The organism is Rothia sp. HMSC071F11, from assembly GCF_001809115.1.
Classification (GTDB): domain Bacteria; phylum Actinomycetota; class Actinomycetes; order Actinomycetales; family Micrococcaceae; genus Rothia; species Rothia dentocariosa.
This window is the reverse complement of record NZ_KV795754.1, coordinates 45,216-66,125: the sequence shown is the minus strand read 5'-3', so window position 1 is coordinate 66,125 and position 20,910 is coordinate 45,216. Positions and strand designations below refer to the sequence as shown.

Below are 20,910 nucleotides of genomic sequence, written 5' to 3'. Positions count from 1 at the left end.
ACGTTGCCTCCAGTCCACCAGGCAGCGAACCGGCAAGCACCACCCAATCTGCGTTTTCTGATTGGGTGATCACGAGCGTATCCAGGGCGTCGCGCAGCTTAGGGGTAAACTCGGTGCCGGGGGCGTTAAGCTTAGTAGTCGTGCCGTCCGGATCAACCACGGTGATATTCGAGCGGATAGGCTCACCCGTGGGCAGATTCGCAAACTGCACGCCGCTCGCCGCAAGGGCGGTCAGCACGGGGTCGGTAGCCTCTCCCGGAACCACCGCAACAGTAGGCACCTGAGAAGTATGTAAGGCACGCGAAATATTGACCCCCTTACCGCCGGGGTCTTGAACCGCGCCTACCGCACGCTGAACGGCGCCATGCGCTAGAGGCGACCCCAGTTCGATTGTGCGATCCAAACTAGGGTTAGCGGTGAGAGTCAGAATCATGCGATGAGCACCTCCACATGAGCGGCTTCAAGAGCCTGAGCAAGCGCACCATCGGGGGCGCGGTCGGTGATCATGGTATCGATATTCTCGAAGTCAGCAAAGCGCACGAGCGATTCCTGCCCAAACTTCGCAGAATCGCACAGAAGCACCACGCGCCGCGCCGATTTGCAGATCGCGGTCTTCACGATGGCCTCATTCATGCCGGGGGTGGAAACACCAAATTCGGCATCTATGCCGTTGGCGCCAAGAAACGCAATGTCGGGACGTACCGTAGCGAAGTATTCGGCGGCACGAGCACCAATCGCGGCCCAGGTCATCTTGCGCAGCTGACCGCCCACAAGTTCGAGGGTGACTCCTTCTGCCTCAGCGAGTTTGACCGCAATGTGCAGGGCATGGGTAATAATGATGCGGTCGCTGCCGGTCTTGAGGCTAAAGTTTTCTGACCCAATGTAGTCCGCCAAAATCTCAATGGTCGAGCCGGCGTCAAGAACAATCGAACCCACATCAGAGTCACGCAGATACTCATAAGCTTTCGCGGCGATGCGGCGCTTCTCGGGAGTATTCATGCCCTGACGTGAGGCGATAGAGGACTCTAGGGAGGTAGACTGCTCAACGGTAACGGCACCGCCATGCACGCGGCGCAGCTTACCCGCTTCTTCGAGGGCGGCAAGGTCTCGTCGCACAGTCTCCATGGTGACGTCATAGCGTCGAGCGAGATCAGCACCGTTAACGCGGCGTGCAGAAGATACCAGCTTCGCAATTTCGGCACGACGTTCTTCAGCAAACATATGCGCACATCACTTTCAAGGTATGGGTGTGGAGCGAACGAACCGTTCCACGCGAATTTTTAGGTCTGTGTATCATGGCGGAACGGCGAATGCGTATCACCACTCAAGACAACAGTCTTGCCCTTGATTTTATGTGGGTTTATGTGGGTGCGTCAAGATAACCCACGGAAAAATCATCGATTTTTTGTGAATTCACCCTAGAAACCACACTTAAGGTCAAATAATCCACAACAGACACACACTGTTCACCCCACAAAACATCTAAACCCACACCGGATGCGCGGATTCTGAAAGTTCGGGCGCGATTAAATTGAGGTGGTGCTTGAGCTACGGGGGCTCTCTAGTTCATGAAGCGTTAGGATGCGCAGGCTTACAGCGAGCGCCTAGTGCTTGTCTCTAACGTCGGAGCGAAGCGGAAGCATCCATATCCGTGAACTACCTCTTAATCCAGCGCATCCAGAGGCTATGCATACCCCAGGCGAAGAGGGAACCGACAAACGCACCCGTCCCATTCATGAGCACGTCTATGGGGTCGCCGGTGCGTTCGGGCATCGCAGTTTGAATGAGTTCGATTCCGGCACTGACCGCCACCGCACCCAGGGTGATTCCCCCTACCCTGCGCCACGGGCGGGCACAGCAGAACAGCAACAGCATGAGCAGAAACCCGCCGGGGGCAAACATGATGACATTCGAGAGCTGTTCGATGCTCGCATAGGTGATAAATCCGGGCAGCCAACCCTGTGCGTGACCGGCATCGAGAAGCGAAACCAGACGAGAGCCCGCCTCGTTATCGTCCACATGCTGCGGGGCGAACACGATTGTTGCAACGGCGGCGCAATACAGCGCAAAAAGAGCCCATCCGATTACCCAGAACGCTCTGCCAGATCTACCAGACAAGACGGCCCCGCTCATCGAACACCGTGCTCTCATCAAAGGCGAAAAGCCCTTTAAGATCGACCTCTAAAGGCTCAGCGTTCGGCACAGTCTGCGTATGCTCGTACCCCTGCGCCGCCGAAATAGCGCGGCGAATCAGGCTCCCGTGGCTCACCGCAATGATGCGCTCCCCGGGATACTGACGCACAATTTCACGCAGAACACGCACGGCACGCACATACACATCGCGTTCGGTCTCTACCTGCGGATAGTAGCGGTCGGGGGCGCGGCGCTCGGGCACGGGAATATTCACACCCTCGGCGGCACCATAATTACGTTCCACCAAGTCAGGGTAGGTTTCGCTGACCGGAAGCCCGAAATCCTCGCCCACCAGCTGCGCGGTTTCATAGGCTCGCGAGAGTGGTGAAGAAATTACACGATCATAGCTCAAACCTAGGCTGCGCAGTTTCGCTCCGGTTTCACGTGCCTGTGCGCGACCGGTGTCGTTCAGCGGAATATCGCTGATACCCTGCATGAGCTGGTTCTTATTCCACTCGGTCTGTCCGTGGCGAATCAGCGTGAGCGAACCGCCCGCCAGGTTCTTAGGGAAAGGTTCGGCGTGCAGCTTAGGCTGGCGGCTGACCAGCACGTGGGTATCAATCGCATCGTCAAGATAATCGATAGGAAGCTCGGTGAGCGAAGCATTCGGAGGAATCGGGAACATGCCGTCAATCGTCTCGTAGCCCTCATGCTCGCGGCCTTCCAGAAGCACGGTCATCGTCACCGCAATCAGCATGCCGTGGGTAGCCACCACAATGTTCTTGCCCTCATGCTCGCGGCGCACCCGGTTCAGAGCGGTCAGGGCTCGGCTCACCAGGGCCTCACGCTCCTCAACCCCGTATTTATGCCCATCCGTGCGGGATGCCGCCACCAGCTCAGGGGTTGCAGCCTCACCTTCCAAATCACCGAATGAGCGTTCTTCTAGCCCCGCGTATGCGCCCAGATACGGCACCCCAAGCGCCCGGGCAACAATCTGCCCGCTCTCCGCCGCGCGCTCAAGCGGGGAGGAAACCACACCGTCAATCTGCACGCCGCGCTGAGCCATCTCACGCAGCTGCGGCACGGCACCCCGAATCTGTTCACGCCCCGTATCGTTCAGCGGAATATCGGTTCTGCCCTGAAACCGGTGATTTATATTCCAGTCGGTCTGCCCGTGCCGAAGCAGAAAAATCTTACCGGGCGTTTCAGCCTGTTCATGGTGGGTCTGTGCGTCAGTCATGGTCTTAAGTATGGCATCATCCTCACGATTTAGAGCCGTATCCCAGAACACGCCCCGCTCATCCTTAGGGATGAAAACCCGCACAAAACCCGGCATTATCGCCGCATTTTTTCACTCCGTAGACGGATAAAAACGCCCCGTCACCCTTGGAAAAATGGATGCTATGAATACTTCTTACACCTCATACGCACCCGTTATCTCGGTGCGCAACCTTACCAAATCCTACGGACAGCACACAGTACTGCGCGATATTTCGCTCGATATTTACCCCGGCGAATCCGTGGCCGTTATGGGACCCTCCGGTTCCGGAAAAACCACGCTTCTGCACGCGCTCTCCGGCATTATTCGCATTGACTCGGGCACCATTCAGGTGCTCGGCGGCGGACCCGAGATACCGGGCGGGCGCGTTGAACTCGGTGCCCTGAGCGAAAAACAGCGCACGAGCCTACGCGCAAACTCCTTCGGATTCATCTTTCAGCAAGGGCTTCTTATCCCTGAGCTCACCGCAGAAGAAAACGTCTCGCTCGCCGCCATGATCTCCGGGGTATCGCGCGAGCAGGCACGCACCGCATCCGCAAACCTGCTCGCCCGGCTGGGGCTAGGCGATATGTGCGAGAAACGCATCGGCGAACTTTCCGGCGGGCAGGCACAGCGCGTGGCAATTGCGCGTTCACAGATCACCGGTGCGCCGATTACCTTTGCGGATGAACCCACCGGCGCGCTCGACAGCGTGACCGCCCAAGAGGTCATGGATCTTCTGCTCACACTCGTTCCGCAGCAGGGTAAAACCCTCTTAATTGTCACCCACGATCCACAGATTGCGGCGCAATGCTCCCGCACAATCCACCTGCACGACGGGCAGATTGTGCAGGATAACCGGCAGAGTCCCACCGCACCCAGTCAGCAGGGCGGGGATTCGGTACAGTATCGGGTTCCTGCGCAGCCGAGCCAGCCGGTACCCCCTCAGGATGCGGCACCCGCTCCTTCCGCGCAGCCGGGCGTCTTCCAACCGGGTAACCCCGCGGTAAACCCGCCCCAAACATACAACCGGGTTTCTGCACAAACCCAGCCGCCCGCGAACGTTCGCTACTCCCCCGCCCATGCCCCGGGCACGGCGCACACCGCGGCCTCACACAACCACGCACCAGCGCCGTATAAACCCGCCCGGTGTCTTTTCTCGATGCGCGGCCTCCTGGGGAAAGGCGCCTAAGAATGCAGACCTTCAAACTTCTCGCGCGCCGCACCCTGCCCACATCCCAGGCGGTTCTTCCGGTGCTTGCGTTTGCCGCGTCTGCGGCGCTCTTTCTGCTGATCGCCGGAGGTATTCACGCCTTCTACACCTGGCTGGGCGGGGATGCCAGCACGGCCACCTCGGTCGAGTCGGGCTCCGGCACCAAAAACACGGCGCACACGATGCAGCCGCTATACCTGATGCTCGCCTGGATCAGCGGGTTCCTGCTGCTCACCCCGCTCTTCACGCTCGGCGCATCCGCAGCACGGCTCAGCGCACGCCGCCGCGACGACCGCCTGGCAACCCTGCGGCTGCTGGGAGCCTCCACCCGGCGGCTTACCCTCTACACCATGCTCGATTCCGTGATCTACGCTGCGGTTGGGTTCGTGCTCGGGTTTATCGTGTACCTGGTTCTGGTGCTACCCTTCGGGATGCTGCGTTTCCAGAACATCCCGCTGGGCCCCGAAAATATGCTGCTGCCCCTGCCCATCGTGCTGGTCTGCGGGTTTGTTAGCCTAATCATCGCCGCAACCAGTTCGCTCTTTGGGCTCTCGAAGGTGACCATCAGCCCGCTGGGGGTACGCACCCGTTCGGATAAGCCGTCCCTGGGTAAACGCGCCCTCATTCTGGGCTGTGCGCTTCTAGTGGTGGGCTTCATCGGGGCGATTGCCTCCCACATTATGAATCTCGCCGCTGATTCGATGGGCTCGAACGGGTTCGTGTTGGTACTAGTAACCACCATCATGTTTGGGCTGCCGATCCTGCTCACGATGCTCGCTATAGACCTGATTGGCGGGTTCGTGGTGGGCCTGTACGCCCGCATTCGGGTTCGCACCGCCCGCACCCCCGCAACCCTGCTGGCATATCGCTCTATTATGGAATCGCCGCGCGCCGCCTGGCGGCAGGTCTCCGGGGTTGCCATGACCACGTTTATTGCCGCTTTCGTGGGGCCGATTCTGGGCATGGTCAATTCCGCGCCGGGTGTGGAAGAAGGTTCGGCGGAGTCCTATCTTATTGGGGATATACTGCAGGGTCTGGTGCTGGTGCTGTTCCTCTCCTACCTGCTGGTGGCGCTTTCGGCGCTGCTGAACCAGTCCGCCGCTATCTATGAGCGCGGGTCGTTATATTCCTCCCTGCGGATGATGGGTACCGAAGCTGCGGTTTTGAAACGTTCGAGGCGCATCGTAGTGTTTGGCCCACTGCTGCTGGTGAGCTGCATGTCTGCGGTGGTGGCACTGCCGCTATTCGTGCTGCTGCTTGGTTCGGCGCTCACCGAGACGGGGCTGCTGTACACCGCAGCACTGGTATTCGGCTCGATCGCGATGGGGCTGGGATTGGTGTTTGCGGCGCTGGCGGCAACCGGGCCCGTCATGGAACAGGTCAGCCGCAAACCGGTCTCGGCAGTGTAGCGTTTTCTTTTCCGCGAGCAGGTAGGATTTTCCTACCTGCTCGCGGCATACACTAAGCGTTAAGACTAAAACTCGAACGGGTTGAGAATATCGAGGTCCATGCCCTGAAAATCTGCAACGTTACGAGTCACCAACATCAGATGGTGTTCTCGGGCAGTGGCGCCGATCAGCGCATCGTATTCTGATTTCTTATGCGGCACGTGGAGTTCAGCGCAGGTGAGAGCAACCTCTAAAGAAACCGGCAGGATGCGCCCCGCAAACTCCGGCGCAAGCTCATGAGAAAACCACTGCTGCAGAATCTGAGCCTGAGCCGCATCTTTACGGGCACGCCGCAGGATTCCTGTGCGAATCTCCATCATGCTAATCACACTGATATACACGTCGTTCACGTCTACGTGTTCCACCCAATGGCGCACCGAAGGATGAATTCTGCCCGAGCGGTATTTACGCAGTTCGGAGATCACGTTTGTATCGGCAAGGTACACGGATTAGTTCTCCTCGCTGCCGAAAAAGTCGCCGTCTTCTGCGAAGTCCACCTCGCGGTGAGGATTTGGGATGCTCGGTTCGCGATCAATATCAAAATCAATCTCGCCCGCCTCTGCCGACATGGTGGAAAGCGCATCCGCCAAGGAACGCCGAGGTTGCGGTTGGGCCAGTCGTTGATAGTCTTCAATACTCAAAATAACGTTGGTCGGTGTGCCGCGTTTGGTAATAAAGACGGGTTCTTCCGCGGCAAGGCGCAGAGCGGCACTGGCATTCTGATTAAATTCGCGTGCTGATACTGTAGTCGTCATAGTTTTCTCTCCCCCAAAGTCCAATTGTAGTAATGTTACTATATTTCAGAATACCGCGAGCAGGTAGGATTTTGCCGAAAAGGTAGGATTTTCCTACCTGCTCGGACCAAAAACCACCTGCTCGCGGAATAGGAGTAATAGGAGGGCGGGTGTGAGAAGATGGAGACATGTTTGAACACACCGTGCCCGCATCCTGGTTCCCCCGCTGCGCAATCTTCGACTGCGACGGGGTTCTTCTCGATTCCGAGACCGCCTGGAACCGCGTGCAGCGCGAACTCTTCAACCGTTGGAATATCCCCTTCAGCGACGACCTCGAAGAGCAGTTAACCGGGCTTTCCGCGCATCAGGTTGCAGAAACGCTCGCCCGTCTCTCATACACCGGCGACCCTAACAACACCCAGGAATACGCCCAGCATCAGCACAATACGCTCACTGAACTTGCGCGCATCGAAGCAGATATTATCAACGCCGGTGTGGACCTCGTACCCGGTGCCCAAGAATTCCTCAGCTACCTGGGCGAGCATATGCCCGTGGCCGTCGCATCCAACTCCACGGCAGGCATTCTCGACACCAAAATGCACACCTACGGGTACGCCCCGCTCGTGCGCACCTGGGTCAGCTGCGACGACGTTCCCCACGGCAAACCCGCACCCGATATCTACCGGGAGGCGGCACGTCGCCTAGGCTTCGCCGGGCCGGATGCGCTCACGATCGAAGACTCATCAGCGGGCGCGCAGGCGGCACGAGACGCCGGAACTAAGGTTCTTATTTACGTGCCCCACGGTGACTTTGCGGGGGCACCGCGCGGGTTTGGGCACTTCGACACGTTTACCGACCCGCAGCTTTGGCGCACGGCGCGCGACTGGGTGGCACGGCTGGAGGATTCGGCGGTGAAAGCATCCACAACCCTGATGATGGAGAGCTAAAATGACACCTCAGAACCCGGGTAAAGATGCCCGCAACGAGCAGAATTTTGGCGACCAACCTGAGAAGAACTCAGCGCGAAATCGGGCTGAACAGGTTCGCCCGAATCAGCATGAACAAACCCCACGCGGGCAGTATCAGAGCGGGCAGGGGCGCTACGGTTTGCGCTTTGAGAACATGAGCGCCGAAGAACTCGAATACTACCGCCCGTTCTGGGAAGAAAAACCTGACCCGGATGCGGTTCCCCCAGAACTCATCGACCACCTGAAGGTGCGGGCGCGCCGCCGCCTGGTGAACGCCCTCAGCCTGATTGCCGTGGCGGTCGGGGTAACCCTCACGCTCTCGGGCATGCTCTCAGGTGCCCTGTACCTTTCACTCCCCGGTGCTCTCGCCTTCGGAGCAGGCATCTTCGGCTGGGTCGCGGTGCGCCGTCGCCTCTTCGCCTGGCTGCGCCTGCCCGGGGAGAGCGCGCTCAAACGCGGCGAACGAAGCCGCTGGTGGATACTGCCGCATGTGCTTGCGGCGGCGGGAACCGCATCCATTCTGGGGTGTTTCTCGGTGGTGCCGATTATTTACGCGCATGTGGACGATACGCTTAGGCGCAATCACATCGTCATGTGGGGCGAGATCGGCACGACCCTGCTGATTTTCGCGGCGCTCATATACGGCATGATGGCGCTCGGCGAATACACGCAGCAGGACGACGACGAACGGGTGCTGCGCCCCACCGACTACGCCCAGCAGAAGGGCACATCCGGCGATGCACCGCAGATTCCGCGGTACCGTCCGGGGATGCTCAACCCGCGTCATAAAGACGATTCCTCGTCGTAGCAGATACCAAGCAGCCGCACGAGGCAAGCCGGGCTCCCGCAGCACTGCCTCAACCAGTGGGTGTCCTTTTACCGCGATATGGGCAAAGTGAGTGCCCACACCATCGCCATGCTCCAGCTCAAACAGTGCGCGTTCGCTGGCACTCACGACGCAAAACTCGCAACTCGCATGGGATGATGCGGGCTGCGCCAACAACATTCCACGGGCCGACAGTTCCCTTTTGGGTATTGGATCTAGAAAAACCCGCTCACCCGGCACACGCGAGAAACACAAATAGGAACCAGGCTCGGGCTGCACTATACATTCATAAGCCCAAACATAACTCAAGGGGTTTCCCACGAAACACGATTGCTTCATGGGAAACCCCTTGAGTGTGCCTAATCCGGCGAGACTTAGCGGCGCAGAGCCTTCTTCGCCAGCATATTGCCGATGAGCTGCACGAGCTGCACCAACACGATAATGACCGCAACCACAGCCCAGGTGATCTGATCCTGGAACCTCTGGTAGCCGTCAACGATAGCGACCTTACCCAGGCCGCCGCCGCCCACATACCCGGCCATGGCCGACATATCGACCACGCCGATCACGATGAAGGTGTAGCCCAGGATCAGCGGTCCGAGCGATTCGGGGATCATCACGGTGAACAGAATCCGCAGCTTGGAGGCGCCCATCGCGCGGGCAGCCTCAATCACACCCGGGTCGATCGAGACCATGTTCTGCTCCACAATGCGCGCAATAGCGAAGGACGCACCGAAGGTCATTGCGAAGATCGCCGCGTTTATGCCTAGACGGGTCTGTACTACCGCGCTGGTGAGCGGTCCTAAAGCCGCGATCAGAATAATGAACGGGATAGGCCGCACGATATTCACCAGAACGTTCAGCACCGTGTAAGCAAACCGGTTCTGGAAGATATTTCCGGTGCGCGTGGTGTACAGCAAGGCACCCATGATCAGACCGAGAAGACCGGCAATCACCATCGTTACAGAGACCATGTACAGGGTATCGAAGATGGCGGGAACCAGCTTATCGGGAATGAAGGTATCCCAATTCACCGACCGGGTTGATGCCGCTAACGGCAGAGTAGTCACAAGTGCAGACATTAGCGCACCTCCTGTACGCGGGTTACGGTCTTCAGCTCGGCAACCGCGGCATCAATACTCGTCACATCGCCAAGAAGTTCGAGGGTGAGGGTTCCGTAGGCTTTCCCCTGCAAGGTCTCAATGCCGCCGTGCACAATATTGAAGCGCACGTTCCGCGAGCCCAGGTACGCCAGGATTTTGCCGAGTTCCTGGTTGCCTTCCACGATCTCGACGTTCACCAGGTAGCCCTTGTGGTTCTTGCGCAGCGCGGCAGCCGCATCGCCGGTGGGGCTCTGCTTGACGGTGGTCGCCACGAATCGTTGCGCAACCTCGGTCTGCGGATTCGAGAAAACCTCGTAAACGCTTCCGGTTTCGACCACGCGGCCTTCTTCCATGACCGCCACACGATCGGCGATCGAGGAAACAACATCCATTTCGTGGGTAATCACGATGACCGTAATCCCAAGCTCACGATTGACCTCTTTGAGCAGCTCAAGCACCTCATGCGTGGTTTCCGGGTCAAGGGCGCTGGTTGCCTCATCCGCCAACAGCAGGGAAGGCTTCGTAGCGAGCGCACGGGCAATACCCACACGCTGTTTCTGCCCGCCGGAAAGCTGGCTTGGATAGTATTTTGCGCGGTCTGCCAAGCCCACGAATTCGAGCATCTCCTGCACGCGTTTGGTGCGTTCTCCTTTGCCCCACCCGGCGACCTTGAGCGGGAACTCCACGTTTTGGGCTACGGTGCGCGAGTTCATGAGGTTGAACTGCTGGAAGATCATGCCGATATTGGTACGGACTTTTTGCAGCTCAAGGTCACGTTTACCGGAAATCTCGAAGCCGTCCACGGTCAGGGTACCGCTGGTGGTGCTCTCCAGCCCGTTGATCAGGCGCACCAGGGTGGATTTACCTGCGCCCGAGTAGCCGATAATCGCGAAGATCTCGCCCTTCTTGACGGTGAGGGAAACGTTTTTGACGGCGGCAACTTCTTTTTTGCCCTTGCCGAAAATTTTGGAGACGTTATCAATCGTGACCATGGGCTCGGCGCCGGTATCCGCTGCGCCGGGGCTGATGAGGGTGTTAGTACCCTTCGGTGTGGTGGCGCCGGGCTCTGGGTTCTTCGCCCACGGGGCTGCCTGTTCGCTCACTGTACGCTCTCTTTGCTCTCGTGTGTTTTAGGGCTGGGGCGGAATACACCGGATGCGCTTGTGCTCGGCGGCGCGCATCCGCATGTATTCACCCCAGGGACGGCAAAGGCGGTAAGCCGGTTTTCGCCTGGTTTTCAGGGAAATTCCGGGTTACCGCATTTACCGTGTGCACTCATGCACGTGTCTGTTTTACTTGCGAAGCGCCGATTCTTCTTTCTGCAGTGCCTGCTTCAGTTCATCCTGGGAGAGGTTGACCTCAACTGCAGTGTTCTTGGAGTCTTCCTTCACGGCGTCCTGCACGGGCTGGGTGTGGAAGATTTCGACGACCTTCTTGTAGGTTTCGTCGTCTACCTTATCCTTCTGTGCCACGAACAGGTTCACGTAGCGGCGGGCGTCGGGGTTGTTGGGGTCATCCTGCGCGAGGGCGTCCGAGGGGTTCAGACCCGCATCCGCCAAGAAGGTGTTATTGATGACGGAGGCGTCCACGGAGTCCAGGGAGACCACGGTCTGCGATGCATCCACGGGGGTAACCTTGACCTTGGACTTCTCGGTATCAATATCGTCGTGGGTGGGGCTGTGCACGTCAGACTTGAGGGTTACCAGGTTCTGAGCCTTCAGCAGCAGAATGGCGCGTGCCTCGTTCACGGGGTCGTTCGGGATGGCAATGGTACCGTCCTGGGGAATTTCGTCTACCTTCTTGTGCTTCTGTGAGAAGAGAGCCATGGGGTAAATATTGGTTGAACCGACGATCTGCAGGTCTTTACCCGAGTTCACGTTGTAGTTCGCCAGGTATGCGATGTGCTGGAAGCGGTTCAGGTCGGTATCGCCCGATTCCACGGAGGGGTTGGGCTGGTTGTAGTCGGTAAATTCCTGGTATTCGATGTCGATACCCTGCTTGGCGGCTTCTTCCTTGAGCACGTCGTTAGCTTTCTCGGTGCCGACCACGCCGATGGTGACCTTCTTGTTGTTACCGTTACCGTTCGAGGAGGAACCGCAGGCGGCGAGGCTGAAGACGAGAGGTACAACTGCCAGTGCAGCAACAAATTTCTTCACGGCTATGAAACTTTCTGTTGTTTGGGTTTACGATGCGCCACCACGTGCACGGTTTAACTCCTGTGCGGGTGGTTCCCGGGTTTCCGGGGGTGTTTACCCATTAGAGCATGCCCCCGGCTGTGGGTGGTAGTTATTTGACCCCACCGTGACACACTCCGTCAAGCTCGTCATATTTCTTAACATTTCGGAGCATGCAGGGTGTGAGCCAGGACTCGGGCGGGTTCTCAGGCTCGGGTTCCGTGCCCTTCCGGCTCCGCGAGCAGGTGGTTTTTGGTACGAGCAGGTAGGAAAATCCTACCTTGTCGGCAAAATCCTACCTGCTCGCGGGTAGGTTTGATACCGACAGGGATGCGGCAGTCGCCACAAACCCGCCCCCGATAGCCCAACCGCCGGGTAGAACCGGGGCATCCGGCATAGTCGGGATGCGCGCCGTGAAGGTGCCGCGCGCATCCTCTCCCCTGCGCCCCGCCCCAGATTCGACATCGCAGGCTACGGAAATATCACTCACGTCAAACCCTCGAAAACCCAGGGGGTACCAGGTTTTGAGCGCCGCCTCTTTCGCAGAAAACAACACCTTCGAGTAGACCCCAAAGGCAAACCGCTTTTCTTCGTCGCGCACAATAAGCTCTTGCACGGCGGCAGAGAGCGGCACCGCGGGCTCAACATCGATCCCGATGCCCGCATAGCGGTGTGCCGAGGCAACCGCCGCCGCACGATACCCGGCGCAATGGGTCATGCTCCCCACAACCCCGGCAGGCCAGGCGGGCGAACCATCGGCGCGCGGCACGAACACGGGCTCAGTCGGCGGTTCGGTGAGCTCAGGCTCCCGCAGGTACAGCCGCTTGAGCGCCAGTCGGGCGCAGGAACGCGCCGTAGTCGCCTCGCGCACGCGCTTGGGGACGGCACTGGCGAAATACTCCCGTTCAGCATCACGAAGGTGCCCGAAATCGCCGGTGGTCTCTGCCACGCATATATCCGGCGGAAGCAGGCTTCGCATCAGCGATTCACCCGTGTTCTCGGCGGTGCTCATATGCTCAAGCCCCCGCGAATTTTCGGTGCCGTCCGAGCTCTCGGTGCCCTTCATCTCGTCAAACGCTGCATTCACGCGGTTCACCATACTATTGCCGCCACATCCGCTGAGGTATTGTGCCTAGTCAAAGGACGGAATTTCGCCCCGTTGCATGGCGTGCACCGCATTGCGGAAATCCTCGGTGAGCACACCGCGGGCGAAGAATTCGTGCTCGGCGTGCATATGTTCCTCAAGCTCCACAACATAGCGCGCGGCCAGCATAGACTTGGCGGCGCACACCGTATGAGAGGCCGAACCGGCAATCTGCTCCGCGAGCTGTTCGGCACATGCATTCAACTCACCCGGCTCCGACACCCGATGCACCAGCGAAAGCTCCTGCGCACGCGCGGCACGCAGAACAGGCTGGGTGTATAACAGCTCGGTGGCGGCGCTGAACCCGGCGTAGCGCGGTAAGAACCAGCTCATCCCGCCGTCCGTAGATGCCCCGATCATGCCGTAGGCAATATTGAGTTTGGTGCGCGGTTCGGCAACACGCAGATCGCATGCGAGCGCCAGGGACATGCCCGCCCCCGCCGCCTGCCCGTTAATAGCGGCGATAAAGGGGATAGGCGCGGCAACGATCCCAAGAATAATGTCTTCGAGCAGACGCGCGAGGTCGCGGCTGTACGCTAAGGATTCTTCTTTTTCGCGCGACATGCCTTCGGCGAAGTCATCGTAGCTGCCGCCTAGGCTAAAGTCCTGCCCGGCCCCGGTGAGCACGGCAGCTTTGAGCGTGTCGTCCTCGTGCAGCCGGTTGAGCACCTCGCGCAGCTCGGTCGCCAGGTGGCGGCTGAGGGTGTTGCGGTTTTCGGGCTGATTCAGGGTCACATACGCGATGCTGCCGCGGCGTTCGAGGAGTACGGCGGGGTTATCTGCGGTGTTGTTAGTCATGAAGTACCATCCGAACTGTGGCTGTTGTGGCGGGTTTGCTCTGGCCTTTAACATGAACGGCAACACGAATTTCGGCGAGAGTGGCATCCCCAAAATCTTCGGCGCTCACGATTGATGCACTGCCGCATACCTGCGAGTCCACCGGCACGGCGCTGCGGAACCTGGCGGCACTCACCCCGGCGTTCACAAGCATGGAGGTGCCCTCTGCGGGGAGCAGCTGCCCGGCGAACGTGATGGCGAGGCTCAGCAGATACGCCCCGTGCACGATGGTGCCGCCGAAGGGGGTGTGCGCCGCGCGGTACGGGTCTGTGTGAATCCACTGGGTGTCGCCGGTGAGATCGCCAAAGCGGTTGATGTTCTGCTGGCTGATGCGCATCCAGGGGGTTTCGCCCAGGGGTTCGCCGATGCGCGCACTCAGATCGGCGGTGCGTTCCGCGGTCATGATGCGCCTCCGGCGGCGTGATCGGCGGCGGTTTGTACGTCTTCGGGGGTGATAGCGCCGCCTGCGCCGGTTCCGGTGACGGTTTTCAGATCGACTCCGAGGGAGCGGGCAAGCCTGCGCACGGCGGGCGAAACTTTGGCACCCGAACGAGCCTTACCGCCTTGAGTTTTGGCGGATTTTGGCGGCAGCGCGGTACCGGTGCCACCTGGTTTGATGGGCATTTTGCCCCTGCCCACCAGGTGTTTGCTCTCTCCCGCGCCAGGTTTGGCGGGGAGCTTATCGGCTGAATCCTTCGCGGGGGCTTCTGCACCAGCCGTGGGCGCCTGGGTCTGCGGGGTGGGGGTGCGCAGCTCGATGAGGGGCGCATCCACGTCGACAACCTGACCGACCGGTTCGAGCAGACGCACCACGACGCCCGCGACCGGTGAGGGGATTTCGACCGTGGATTTAGCGGTTTCGACCACCACGAGCACCTGATCCAGCTCAACCTGCTGCCCTTCGCTGATGAGCCACTCGATAATCTCGCCCGAGCGAAGCCCCTCCCCCAAATCCGGCAGGTAAAAGGTGAAGGGGTAGCCGGAAGCGTCGGAGTCCTCGGGCGGTAAGGGTTCGGGGCTTGGGGCGGATGAAGCGTGCGGTGTATCAGTCATGCGTGTTTCTCCTAGTCGTTCTCGGCGTAGAGGGTTGCGATAGCGCCCAGAATCTTCTCTTCGTTCGGCAAATACAGGTGTTCCAGCCCGGGTGGCGGATAGGGCACGTCCAGGCCGGTCACACGCTCTACGGGGCGTTCCAGATAGTCGAAACAGCGTGAGGTAATGCGCGCCACCACCTCGGCGCCGAATCCGCCGGTCTGCGGGGCCTCGTGCACCATGACGGCGCGGCCGGTGCGCATCACGCTTTCGCATACGGTGTGTTCGTCGAACGGGGTGAGGGTGCGCAGGTCGATCACCTCAACGCTGTACCCGTATTCGGCGGCGGTTTCGGCGGCGGCAAGCGCCATCGGTACCGTCGGCCCGTAGCTGATGAGGGTTACGTCCTCGCCGGGGCGGCAAATTCGTGCCTGCCCAATCGGCAGAGGGTTCGCCGAGGTATCAAGGTCACCCTCTTCCCAGTACAGACGCTTGGGTTCGTAGAAAATCACCGGGTCGTCGCTGCGAATCGCCTGGCGCAGCATATGGTAGGCGTCCGAAGGGTTCGAGGGGGTGTACACGTGCAGCCCGGGAGTATGCGCAGCGTAGCCCTCCGAACTGTCGCTGTGATGTTCCACGGCACCCACCCCGCCGCCGTAGGGCATGCGCACCACCACGGGCATGGAGAGATCGCCGCGCGTGCGGTTGCGCATTTTCGCCAGGTTGCTCACCATCTGTTCAAAGGCGGGGTAACCGAAAGCGTCAAACTGCATCTCGATCACGGGGCGGAACCCGTACATTGCCATGCCGATCGCAGCCCCCATAATTCCCGCCTCAGAGATGGGGGTGTCGAAGCAGCGTTCCTCGCCAAACCGTTCGGTCAGCCCGTCGGTCACACGGAAAACACCGCCGAGGGTGCCTACGTCCACGCCGAACATCACCACGCGGTCGTTATGCTGCATTTCGTGGCCCAAGGCCAGGTTGAGGGCGCCCACCATTGAGGTTCGCTGCACCGCATCCGAGCGGGATTGGGTCGATTCCGGCGCCTGAGGTGCGGTGTCAGATGCGGTCTTCGCGTCGCGTACCTGAGTATCTGCTGCCTGCTGGCTCATGCGTTTTCTCCATTCTGCGCGGCGTGCTGTTGTGCGTACTCTTCGGCGACGGCGCTCAGGGTTGCTGGCGGGTTCGCATACACGTGGGCGAAAAGATCCTGCGGGTCGGGCATCTGCAGCTGCATCATGCTGGTGCGGGCCTCGGAGGCGATCTTTTCTGCGGCCAGGATTGCGTTTTCGATATGGGTCTTCGCGTTCGGCAGGCGCTGGTACATCTGATGCTGAATGCGGGTGAGCGGGTCACGCCCGCGCCACTGCTCGACTTCTTCGCGGCTGCGGTACCGATCGGGGTTGTCGGAGGTCGTATGCGGCCCCATGCGGTAGGTCATCGCCTCAATCAGGGTGGGTCCGCCACCGGCGCGGGCACGCTCGACGGCTTCGTGCAGTCGGGGGTACACCTGCTCAAAGTCGTTGCCGTCAACCCGATATGCGGGCATGCCGTACCCTTCTCCCTTCGCGGCGATACTTGCCGCGCGCATCTGCCGGGATACGGGGGTTGAGATAGCGTACCCGTTATTCTGCACGAGGAAGACGACGGGTGCCTCGAAGACGGCGGCGAGGTTAAGCGCCTCATGAAAGTCGCCTTCGCTTGTGGAGCCATCGCCGCACATCGCGAGGGCTACCGTGGAATCACCGGCGAATTTTGCCGCCATTGCCAGCCCGACCGCGTGGGCGGTATGCGTGGCGAGCGGCGTTGCCTCCGGGGCGGTATGCGTTTTCGTGGGGGCATACCCGCAGTGCGAGGATCCGTGGAAGGGCGAGAGGACTTCGGCAAGGTCGATACCCCGGCTCATGACGGCGACCGAATCGCGGTAGGTGGGGAAAAGCCAGTCGGCGGGTTCTAAGGCGAGGGCGGCGGCAACCTGGCACGCCTCCTGCCCCAGGGATGAGGGGTACGCCCCCATATATCCCTGTTTGGCGAGGTTGCTCGCCTGCTGATTAAAGTGCCTGCCCGCGAGCATGGCGGCGTGGGCGGTGATGAGCAGGTCATCGCTCACACCGTTCTGCACCTGCTGCGGCGGGGATTGTAGTGTGCTGTTGGGCATGTTAACGCCTATCTGTCAGTCCCCTCATAAAAGCTCTTTTTATGAGGGGTGTGGGTGGCATAAGAGTGAAATACGGTGGCGGATTCTAGCTGCGCGCAACCGGGATGCGCCCTGACCGCCAGCGCTCAGGCGGTGGTTTTGAACCCGATCACGCCCGCGCCCCAGGTGAATCCCGCCCCGAAGGCGGTCAGCGCCAGCAAGTCTCCCGGTTTCACGTGCCCCTCCTGCTGCCCGACGGCTAGGGTAATCGGGATGGAGGCGGCAGAGGTGTTCCCGTACCGGTCGATATATGAGAGCACTTTGGAGGAATCCCAGCGCAGCCGCCGTGCGACCGCCGCCATAATCCTTCCGTTGGCCTGGTGGCAGACCAGCTGGTCGATCCTCTCCGGGTCGATACCGCACGAGTCGAGTACGTAGGTGATTTCCTCGGACATCGCATCCACCGCCGCCATATAGACCTCGGCACCGTCCATCACCACCTGCTGCGTGGAGTCAGAAATATACAGCGCCTGCGCCTGGCTGCCGTCGGAACCAAACGAACACATATAGGGGTATTCGTCCTCGCTCACCTCGGGGGCCGCCTGTACGATAGCGGCACCGGCACCGTCGGCGAAGAGTACCGCCGTGCCCGCATCCTCGGGGTTAGTCAGGCGTGACATCGCATCGGCACCAATGACGAGCGCCCGGTCGATACTGCCCTGCTCGATTTTTGAGGCGGCGTAGTCGAGGGCGTACAGGAACCCGGAACATGCGGCGTTCAGATCAACCGCGCCCACCTGCGGGGTGCCTAAACCTGAGGCGACGACGGGCGCGAGCCCCGGCGAAACCTGGTCAGCGGTTGTGGTTGCGGCAAGCACAAAGTCGATTTCTTCGGCGCTTATACCGGCATCCGCAAGTGCCTTCTCGCTCGCTTCAAGCGCCAGCTCGGCGAGAGTCTGCTCCTGGCGCAGGTGGTGGCGCTGGCGCACTCCGGTGCGACTGGCAATCCATTCGTCGTCCACGCCGAGCGCGGCGAATTCGCTGTTTGGAATGGGGTCATTGGGCACGGCGGCGCCAACGCCCGAAATTGTCACACTCATGGTGCCTTTCTTGAATTTCTATATAAAGGTGAATCGGCTGCGTGCCTTAACGGCACCGCCCTGATTCACGGTGATCTCTGTCTGATAGGTGTCGCGGTGTTTCTCGCACCGCAGCAGATTGAGGGTTGGAATCTCGGTGAGCTCCACGAACTCGAAAAACTCGTGGGATTCTTCCGCCACGCGCAGGTTCGCGGGGTCTTCCCCGGTACGATGCGCGAGCGCCGCCACCGCGAACTGCCGGGCTGCGCTTGCCATCATGAGCCCCGGATAGTGGTCCAGCGGGCGGTCAAAATGCCGTGGCGGGGCTGTGGGCACGATGCGGCATTGGGCTAGTGCGGGGGTTCCCTGCGGGTTCTGAGAGAGCCGTTCCGAGGTTTTCTTCCGCGGCTCTTCCGCCTGTTCCTGGGCGGTTTCGGTACCGTGAGCCGTATCGTTATGGCGCACGTCTCCGATCAAAACCTGGGATGCGTCGCTCACCCCACATAGGTGCGCGGGGGCAGCCTGCACGTGCCCGTACGGCGTTCCCCACACGCGCACGACCTTCGGGAGTCCAGCGGATGCGCCACCGGCGGAAGCCGCATCCTGGATTTCTGCGATGTTCCCGAGTTCACCGCGCAGTTCCTCGAAGGTATCGGCGGTGAGGAAGAGCGCCGCGCCGTCGCTTTCGGCCAGGCAGGTATCGCCCGCCCAGAGGGTGATCGCCCCGCTGATCGCATAGCACGGCTGCCCGCGCCTGCGGCGGATGGTGCTCACGGGAACGTGCAGGCTCAGCTCGATCGACTCGTCTGCGCCGGTTGTGTCGGGGCCGCGAACGTCGCCGCCCAGAACATGCGGGGTGAACCTCAGCCCGGCGCCGCGAAGCACGAAATGGTCGGCGGATTTCACGCCGAGCGCCTCGCGCCCCAGCGCCTCGATCCCCTGGCGGTGCAGGTCTTGCAGGTATTCCACATCGGTCACACTCAGCGTGACCGGCCCGCTCACATCGGGGGCGATGCGCGTATCGTACCGCAGAAACACGCGGTATTCCCCGTCGTTCGTCGAGTCTTCGGCGGAGGGTTTTTCCGCTTGCGTGAGATCCGCATCGGCTGCCGTGCCGGGGGCAGGATGGTAGGTGCATCCGAGAACCGCCGCGTATCGCGGGTCTGCGGATGCACATCCCGCCGCCAGTGGCGCGCCCTCGGGAGGCTGCCGGGTACTCATGCGCGTATCGCCAGGGTCACGTTGTGCCCGCCGAAGCCCAGGGAGTTTGAGAGTCCCAGCCTTTTAGGCGTGCCGTCGGCTGCGTTGAACGTGCCGGGTGCTAAATCCTGCGGTTCGCCGCTGATGCGCACCCGCCCCAGTCGCTTATCCAGGTTTTTCAGCCCCAGGGTGGGCGGTGCCTGCCCGTGCCGAAGCGCCTGAAGCGTGGCGATGGTCTCGACGGCGCCCGCAGCCCCGAAAAGGTGCCCAATCGCCGATTTCGTGGAGGAAACCGGGATGTCCTCAAGGGCATCCCCGAGCGCCTGCCGCAGCACGTTCACTTCGGTCGTATCGTTCAGCTCGGTTCCGGTGCCGTGAGCGTTCACATACGACACCTGCTCGGGGGTTGCCCCCGCGGTTTCAAGCGCGCGGTTGAGCGCATAGGCCGCATACATGCCGTCCGGGTTCGGCGCCGTAATGTGGTGGGCGTCCGAGGAGAGCCCGTACCCTGCGATTTCGCCCAGTATCTCGGCGCCTCGGGCGCGGGCGTTCTCGGCTGATTCGAGCACGAGAATACCGGCGCCCTCCCCCAGGTTGAAGCCGTTGCGCTCCTCATCGAAGGGGGTCGAGTTCCCGTCGGGCGAGATCGCCCCGGCGGCGTTGAAGATGGCGCGGGTGAACCGGGTGGTCCCCGCCTCTGCGCCGCCTACGACGGCTGCATCCGCCTCGCCCAGCAGAATACTGCGCATCCCGGCGATGATCGCCTGCGCCCCCGAGGAGCACGCCGTGACGATCGCGGTTGTTTCGCCGTGCAGCCCGTGGCGCATGGAAATATGCGCGGGCGCGGCGTTCGCCATCATCATGGGCACGGTCAGAGGCGAGACTTCCTCGGCGCCCTCGGTATGCATCACTAAATGCTGCGTTTCGAGGGTATCCAGCCCACCGATAGCGGTACCGATATAGCAGGTGATGCGCCGCGCATCGCACGGCAGCCCGCCGCCCCAGCCCGCCTGCGCGATAGCCTCATCGGCCGCCGCCACGGCAAGCTGAGTGTACCGGTCCATGCGGCGCATCTCGCGGCGACTGAGCGGGTTCTTCACGTCAAAGTCGAGGCATCGCCCAACCTTGCCGCCCAGCCCGTTCTCGTTTTCGTCGTTCAGCCCGCTCAGGCCCGCCACGGCACGCTCATGCAGCGTCTCGGCGCCAACACCCAGCGGGGTGACGGCACCGATTCCCGTGATGACTACTCTCGTACTCACTTCTCCTGTGCCTTTTCACGAATAATATCTACGGCATCCTGCAGGGTGGCGGCGTTTTCAAAATCCTTGGGCTTGACGGGAATCATCAGCTGCTTCTTGACCGCCTGGGTGAGCTCAACAACGTCCAGGGAGTCGAGCCCCATCGAATCGATTTTGGCGTCGAGCTTGACGGTGCTGGCGGGCACGCCCATGTCGATCACCTGCTGGGTCACGAACTCTTCCAGAGATGCGGTGTTAACGGGGGTCTCAGTCATGGTTCTCTCCTGATCGGATTATCTGGTGTTTTTCTGTGGTTGGTTATCTGTTGTTCACGGCGGGTACCCGTGAACTTATCCGGCAAACGGCGGGCTTGCTCGGGGCGAGCG

General features: G+C 60.7%; 22 protein-coding genes and 1 pseudogene. 4 read left to right on the top strand and 19 right to left on the bottom strand.

The window, feature by feature from the left end:
• The 4 genes and pseudogenes from HMPREF2554_RS04460 to HMPREF2554_RS04445 form a co-directional block, all read right to left on the bottom strand.
• Positions 1–433: pseudogene (locus HMPREF2554_RS04460) on the bottom strand (1-phosphofructokinase); the annotation flags it as partial.
• Complete coding sequence (locus HMPREF2554_RS04455) at positions 430–1,221, bottom strand: DeoR/GlpR family DNA-binding transcription regulator (protein WP_013397862.1); 792 nt, start codon at positions 1,219–1,221, stop codon at positions 430–432. The gene HMPREF2554_RS04455 and the pseudogene HMPREF2554_RS04460, both read right to left, overlap by 4 nt.
• A 435-nt stretch (positions 1,222–1,656) precedes the next feature.
• A complete protein-coding gene (locus HMPREF2554_RS04450; protein ID WP_371326185.1) occupies positions 1,657–2,118 on the bottom strand; it encodes a VanZ family protein in 462 nt (153 codons plus the stop codon).
• Positions 2,108–3,469, bottom strand: a complete 1,362-nt coding sequence (locus tag HMPREF2554_RS04445; protein ID WP_246826003.1) for a histidine phosphatase family protein — start codon at positions 3,467–3,469, stop codon at positions 2,108–2,110. The genes HMPREF2554_RS04450 and HMPREF2554_RS04445 overlap by 11 nt, the downstream gene beginning before the upstream one ends.
• A gap of 67 nt (positions 3,470–3,536) precedes the next feature.
• Between HMPREF2554_RS04445 and HMPREF2554_RS04440 the strand changes: the two genes are divergently transcribed.
• Both HMPREF2554_RS04440 and HMPREF2554_RS04435 read left to right on the top strand, forming a co-directional pair.
• On the top strand, positions 3,537–4,583 hold the full coding sequence (locus HMPREF2554_RS04440; RefSeq protein WP_246826002.1) for an ABC transporter ATP-binding protein: 1,047 nt from the start codon (positions 3,537–3,539) through the stop codon (positions 4,581–4,583).
• Positions 4,584–4,585: 2 nt separating this feature from the next.
• Positions 4,586–6,013, top strand: a complete 1,428-nt coding sequence (locus HMPREF2554_RS04435) for an FtsX-like permease family protein (RefSeq protein WP_070554183.1) — start codon at positions 4,586–4,588, stop codon at positions 6,011–6,013.
• Positions 6,014–6,078: 65 nt separating this feature from the next.
• Here HMPREF2554_RS04435 and HMPREF2554_RS04430 read toward each other — a convergent pair whose 3' ends face one another.
• Positions 6,079–6,498, bottom strand: coding sequence for a type II toxin-antitoxin system VapC family toxin (locus HMPREF2554_RS04430; RefSeq protein WP_048751766.1), 420 nt, complete (start codon positions 6,496–6,498; stop codon positions 6,079–6,081).
• Positions 6,499–6,501: 3 nt separating this feature from the next.
• Positions 6,502–6,807 carry a type II toxin-antitoxin system Phd/YefM family antitoxin gene (locus tag HMPREF2554_RS04425; RefSeq protein WP_037231293.1) on the bottom strand — a complete coding sequence of 102 codons (306 nt, stop codon included), beginning with the start codon at positions 6,805–6,807 and terminating at the stop codon, positions 6,502–6,504.
• Between the two features lie 167 nt (positions 6,808–6,974).
• Between HMPREF2554_RS04425 and HMPREF2554_RS04420 the strand changes: the two genes are divergently transcribed.
• Positions 6,975–7,733 carry an HAD family hydrolase gene (locus HMPREF2554_RS04420; RefSeq protein WP_070554181.1) on the top strand — a complete coding sequence of 253 codons (759 nt, stop codon included), beginning with the start codon at positions 6,975–6,977 and terminating at the stop codon, positions 7,731–7,733.
• Position 7,734: 1 nt separating this feature from the next.
• Positions 7,735–8,562 carry a DUF1109 domain-containing protein gene (locus HMPREF2554_RS04415; protein ID WP_070554179.1) on the top strand — a complete coding sequence of 276 codons (828 nt, stop codon included), beginning with the start codon at positions 7,735–7,737 and terminating at the stop codon, positions 8,560–8,562.
• Positions 8,563–8,954: 392 nt separating this feature from the next.
• Here HMPREF2554_RS04415 and HMPREF2554_RS04410 read toward each other — a convergent pair whose 3' ends face one another.
• From HMPREF2554_RS04410 to HMPREF2554_RS04350, 13 genes are all read right to left on the bottom strand, one after another.
• The gene (locus tag HMPREF2554_RS04410) at positions 8,955–9,662 is read right to left on the bottom strand and encodes a methionine ABC transporter permease (RefSeq protein WP_013397874.1); all 708 of its coding nucleotides are present in this window, start codon (positions 9,660–9,662) and stop codon (positions 8,955–8,957) included.
• Positions 9,662–10,786 (bottom strand): methionine ABC transporter ATP-binding protein, encoded by a 1,125-nt coding sequence (locus HMPREF2554_RS04405; protein WP_004005610.1) that lies wholly within the window; start codon positions 10,784–10,786, stop codon positions 9,662–9,664. Before HMPREF2554_RS04405 ends, HMPREF2554_RS04410 begins: the two co-directional genes overlap by 1 nt.
• Before the next feature lie 189 nt (positions 10,787–10,975).
• Positions 10,976–11,839 (bottom strand): MetQ/NlpA family ABC transporter substrate-binding protein, encoded by an 864-nt coding sequence (locus tag HMPREF2554_RS04400; RefSeq protein WP_070554177.1) that lies wholly within the window; start codon positions 11,837–11,839, stop codon positions 10,976–10,978.
• Positions 11,840–12,152: 313 nt separating this feature from the next.
• Complete coding sequence (locus HMPREF2554_RS04395; RefSeq protein ID WP_141744366.1) at positions 12,153–12,944, bottom strand: 4'-phosphopantetheinyl transferase family protein; 792 nt, start codon at positions 12,942–12,944, stop codon at positions 12,153–12,155.
• Positions 12,945–12,989: 45 nt separating this feature from the next.
• Positions 12,990–13,799: an enoyl-CoA hydratase/isomerase family protein gene (locus HMPREF2554_RS04390; protein WP_070521894.1), complete on the bottom strand. Its 810-nt coding sequence runs from the start codon at positions 13,797–13,799 to the stop codon at positions 12,990–12,992.
• Positions 13,792–14,241 carry a MaoC/PaaZ C-terminal domain-containing protein gene (locus tag HMPREF2554_RS04385; RefSeq protein WP_070521891.1) on the bottom strand — a complete coding sequence of 150 codons (450 nt, stop codon included), beginning with the start codon at positions 14,239–14,241 and terminating at the stop codon, positions 13,792–13,794. The genes HMPREF2554_RS04390 and HMPREF2554_RS04385 overlap by 8 nt, the downstream gene beginning before the upstream one ends.
• Complete coding sequence (locus tag HMPREF2554_RS04380; protein ID WP_070554175.1) at positions 14,238–14,891, bottom strand: biotin/lipoyl-containing protein; 654 nt, start codon at positions 14,889–14,891, stop codon at positions 14,238–14,240. The genes HMPREF2554_RS04385 and HMPREF2554_RS04380 overlap by 4 nt, the downstream gene beginning before the upstream one ends.
• A gap of 11 nt (positions 14,892–14,902) precedes the next feature.
• Positions 14,903–15,982, bottom strand: a complete 1,080-nt coding sequence (locus HMPREF2554_RS04375; protein ID WP_083295604.1) for an alpha-ketoacid dehydrogenase subunit beta — start codon at positions 15,980–15,982, stop codon at positions 14,903–14,905.
• Positions 15,979–17,028, bottom strand: coding sequence for a thiamine pyrophosphate-dependent enzyme (locus HMPREF2554_RS04370; protein WP_070554173.1), 1,050 nt, complete (start codon positions 17,026–17,028; stop codon positions 15,979–15,981). Before HMPREF2554_RS04370 ends, HMPREF2554_RS04375 begins: the two co-directional genes overlap by 4 nt.
• A 125-nt stretch (positions 17,029–17,153) precedes the next feature.
• The gene (locus tag HMPREF2554_RS04365; protein WP_070554170.1) at positions 17,154–18,107 is read right to left on the bottom strand and encodes a 3-oxoacyl-ACP synthase III family protein; all 954 of its coding nucleotides are present in this window, start codon (positions 18,105–18,107) and stop codon (positions 17,154–17,156) included.
• Positions 18,108–18,125: 18 nt separating this feature from the next.
• Positions 18,126–19,307 (bottom strand): AfsA-related hotdog domain-containing protein, encoded by a 1,182-nt coding sequence (locus tag HMPREF2554_RS04360; protein WP_070554168.1) that lies wholly within the window; start codon positions 19,305–19,307, stop codon positions 18,126–18,128.
• Positions 19,304–20,545 (bottom strand): beta-ketoacyl-[acyl-carrier-protein] synthase family protein, encoded by a 1,242-nt coding sequence (locus HMPREF2554_RS04355; RefSeq protein WP_070554166.1) that lies wholly within the window; start codon positions 20,543–20,545, stop codon positions 19,304–19,306. The genes HMPREF2554_RS04360 and HMPREF2554_RS04355 overlap by 4 nt, the downstream gene beginning before the upstream one ends.
• Positions 20,542–20,799 (bottom strand): acyl carrier protein, encoded by a 258-nt coding sequence (locus tag HMPREF2554_RS04350; protein ID WP_004005620.1) that lies wholly within the window; start codon positions 20,797–20,799, stop codon positions 20,542–20,544. Before HMPREF2554_RS04350 ends, HMPREF2554_RS04355 begins: the two co-directional genes overlap by 4 nt.
• Positions 20,800–20,910: the final 111 nt, after the last annotated feature.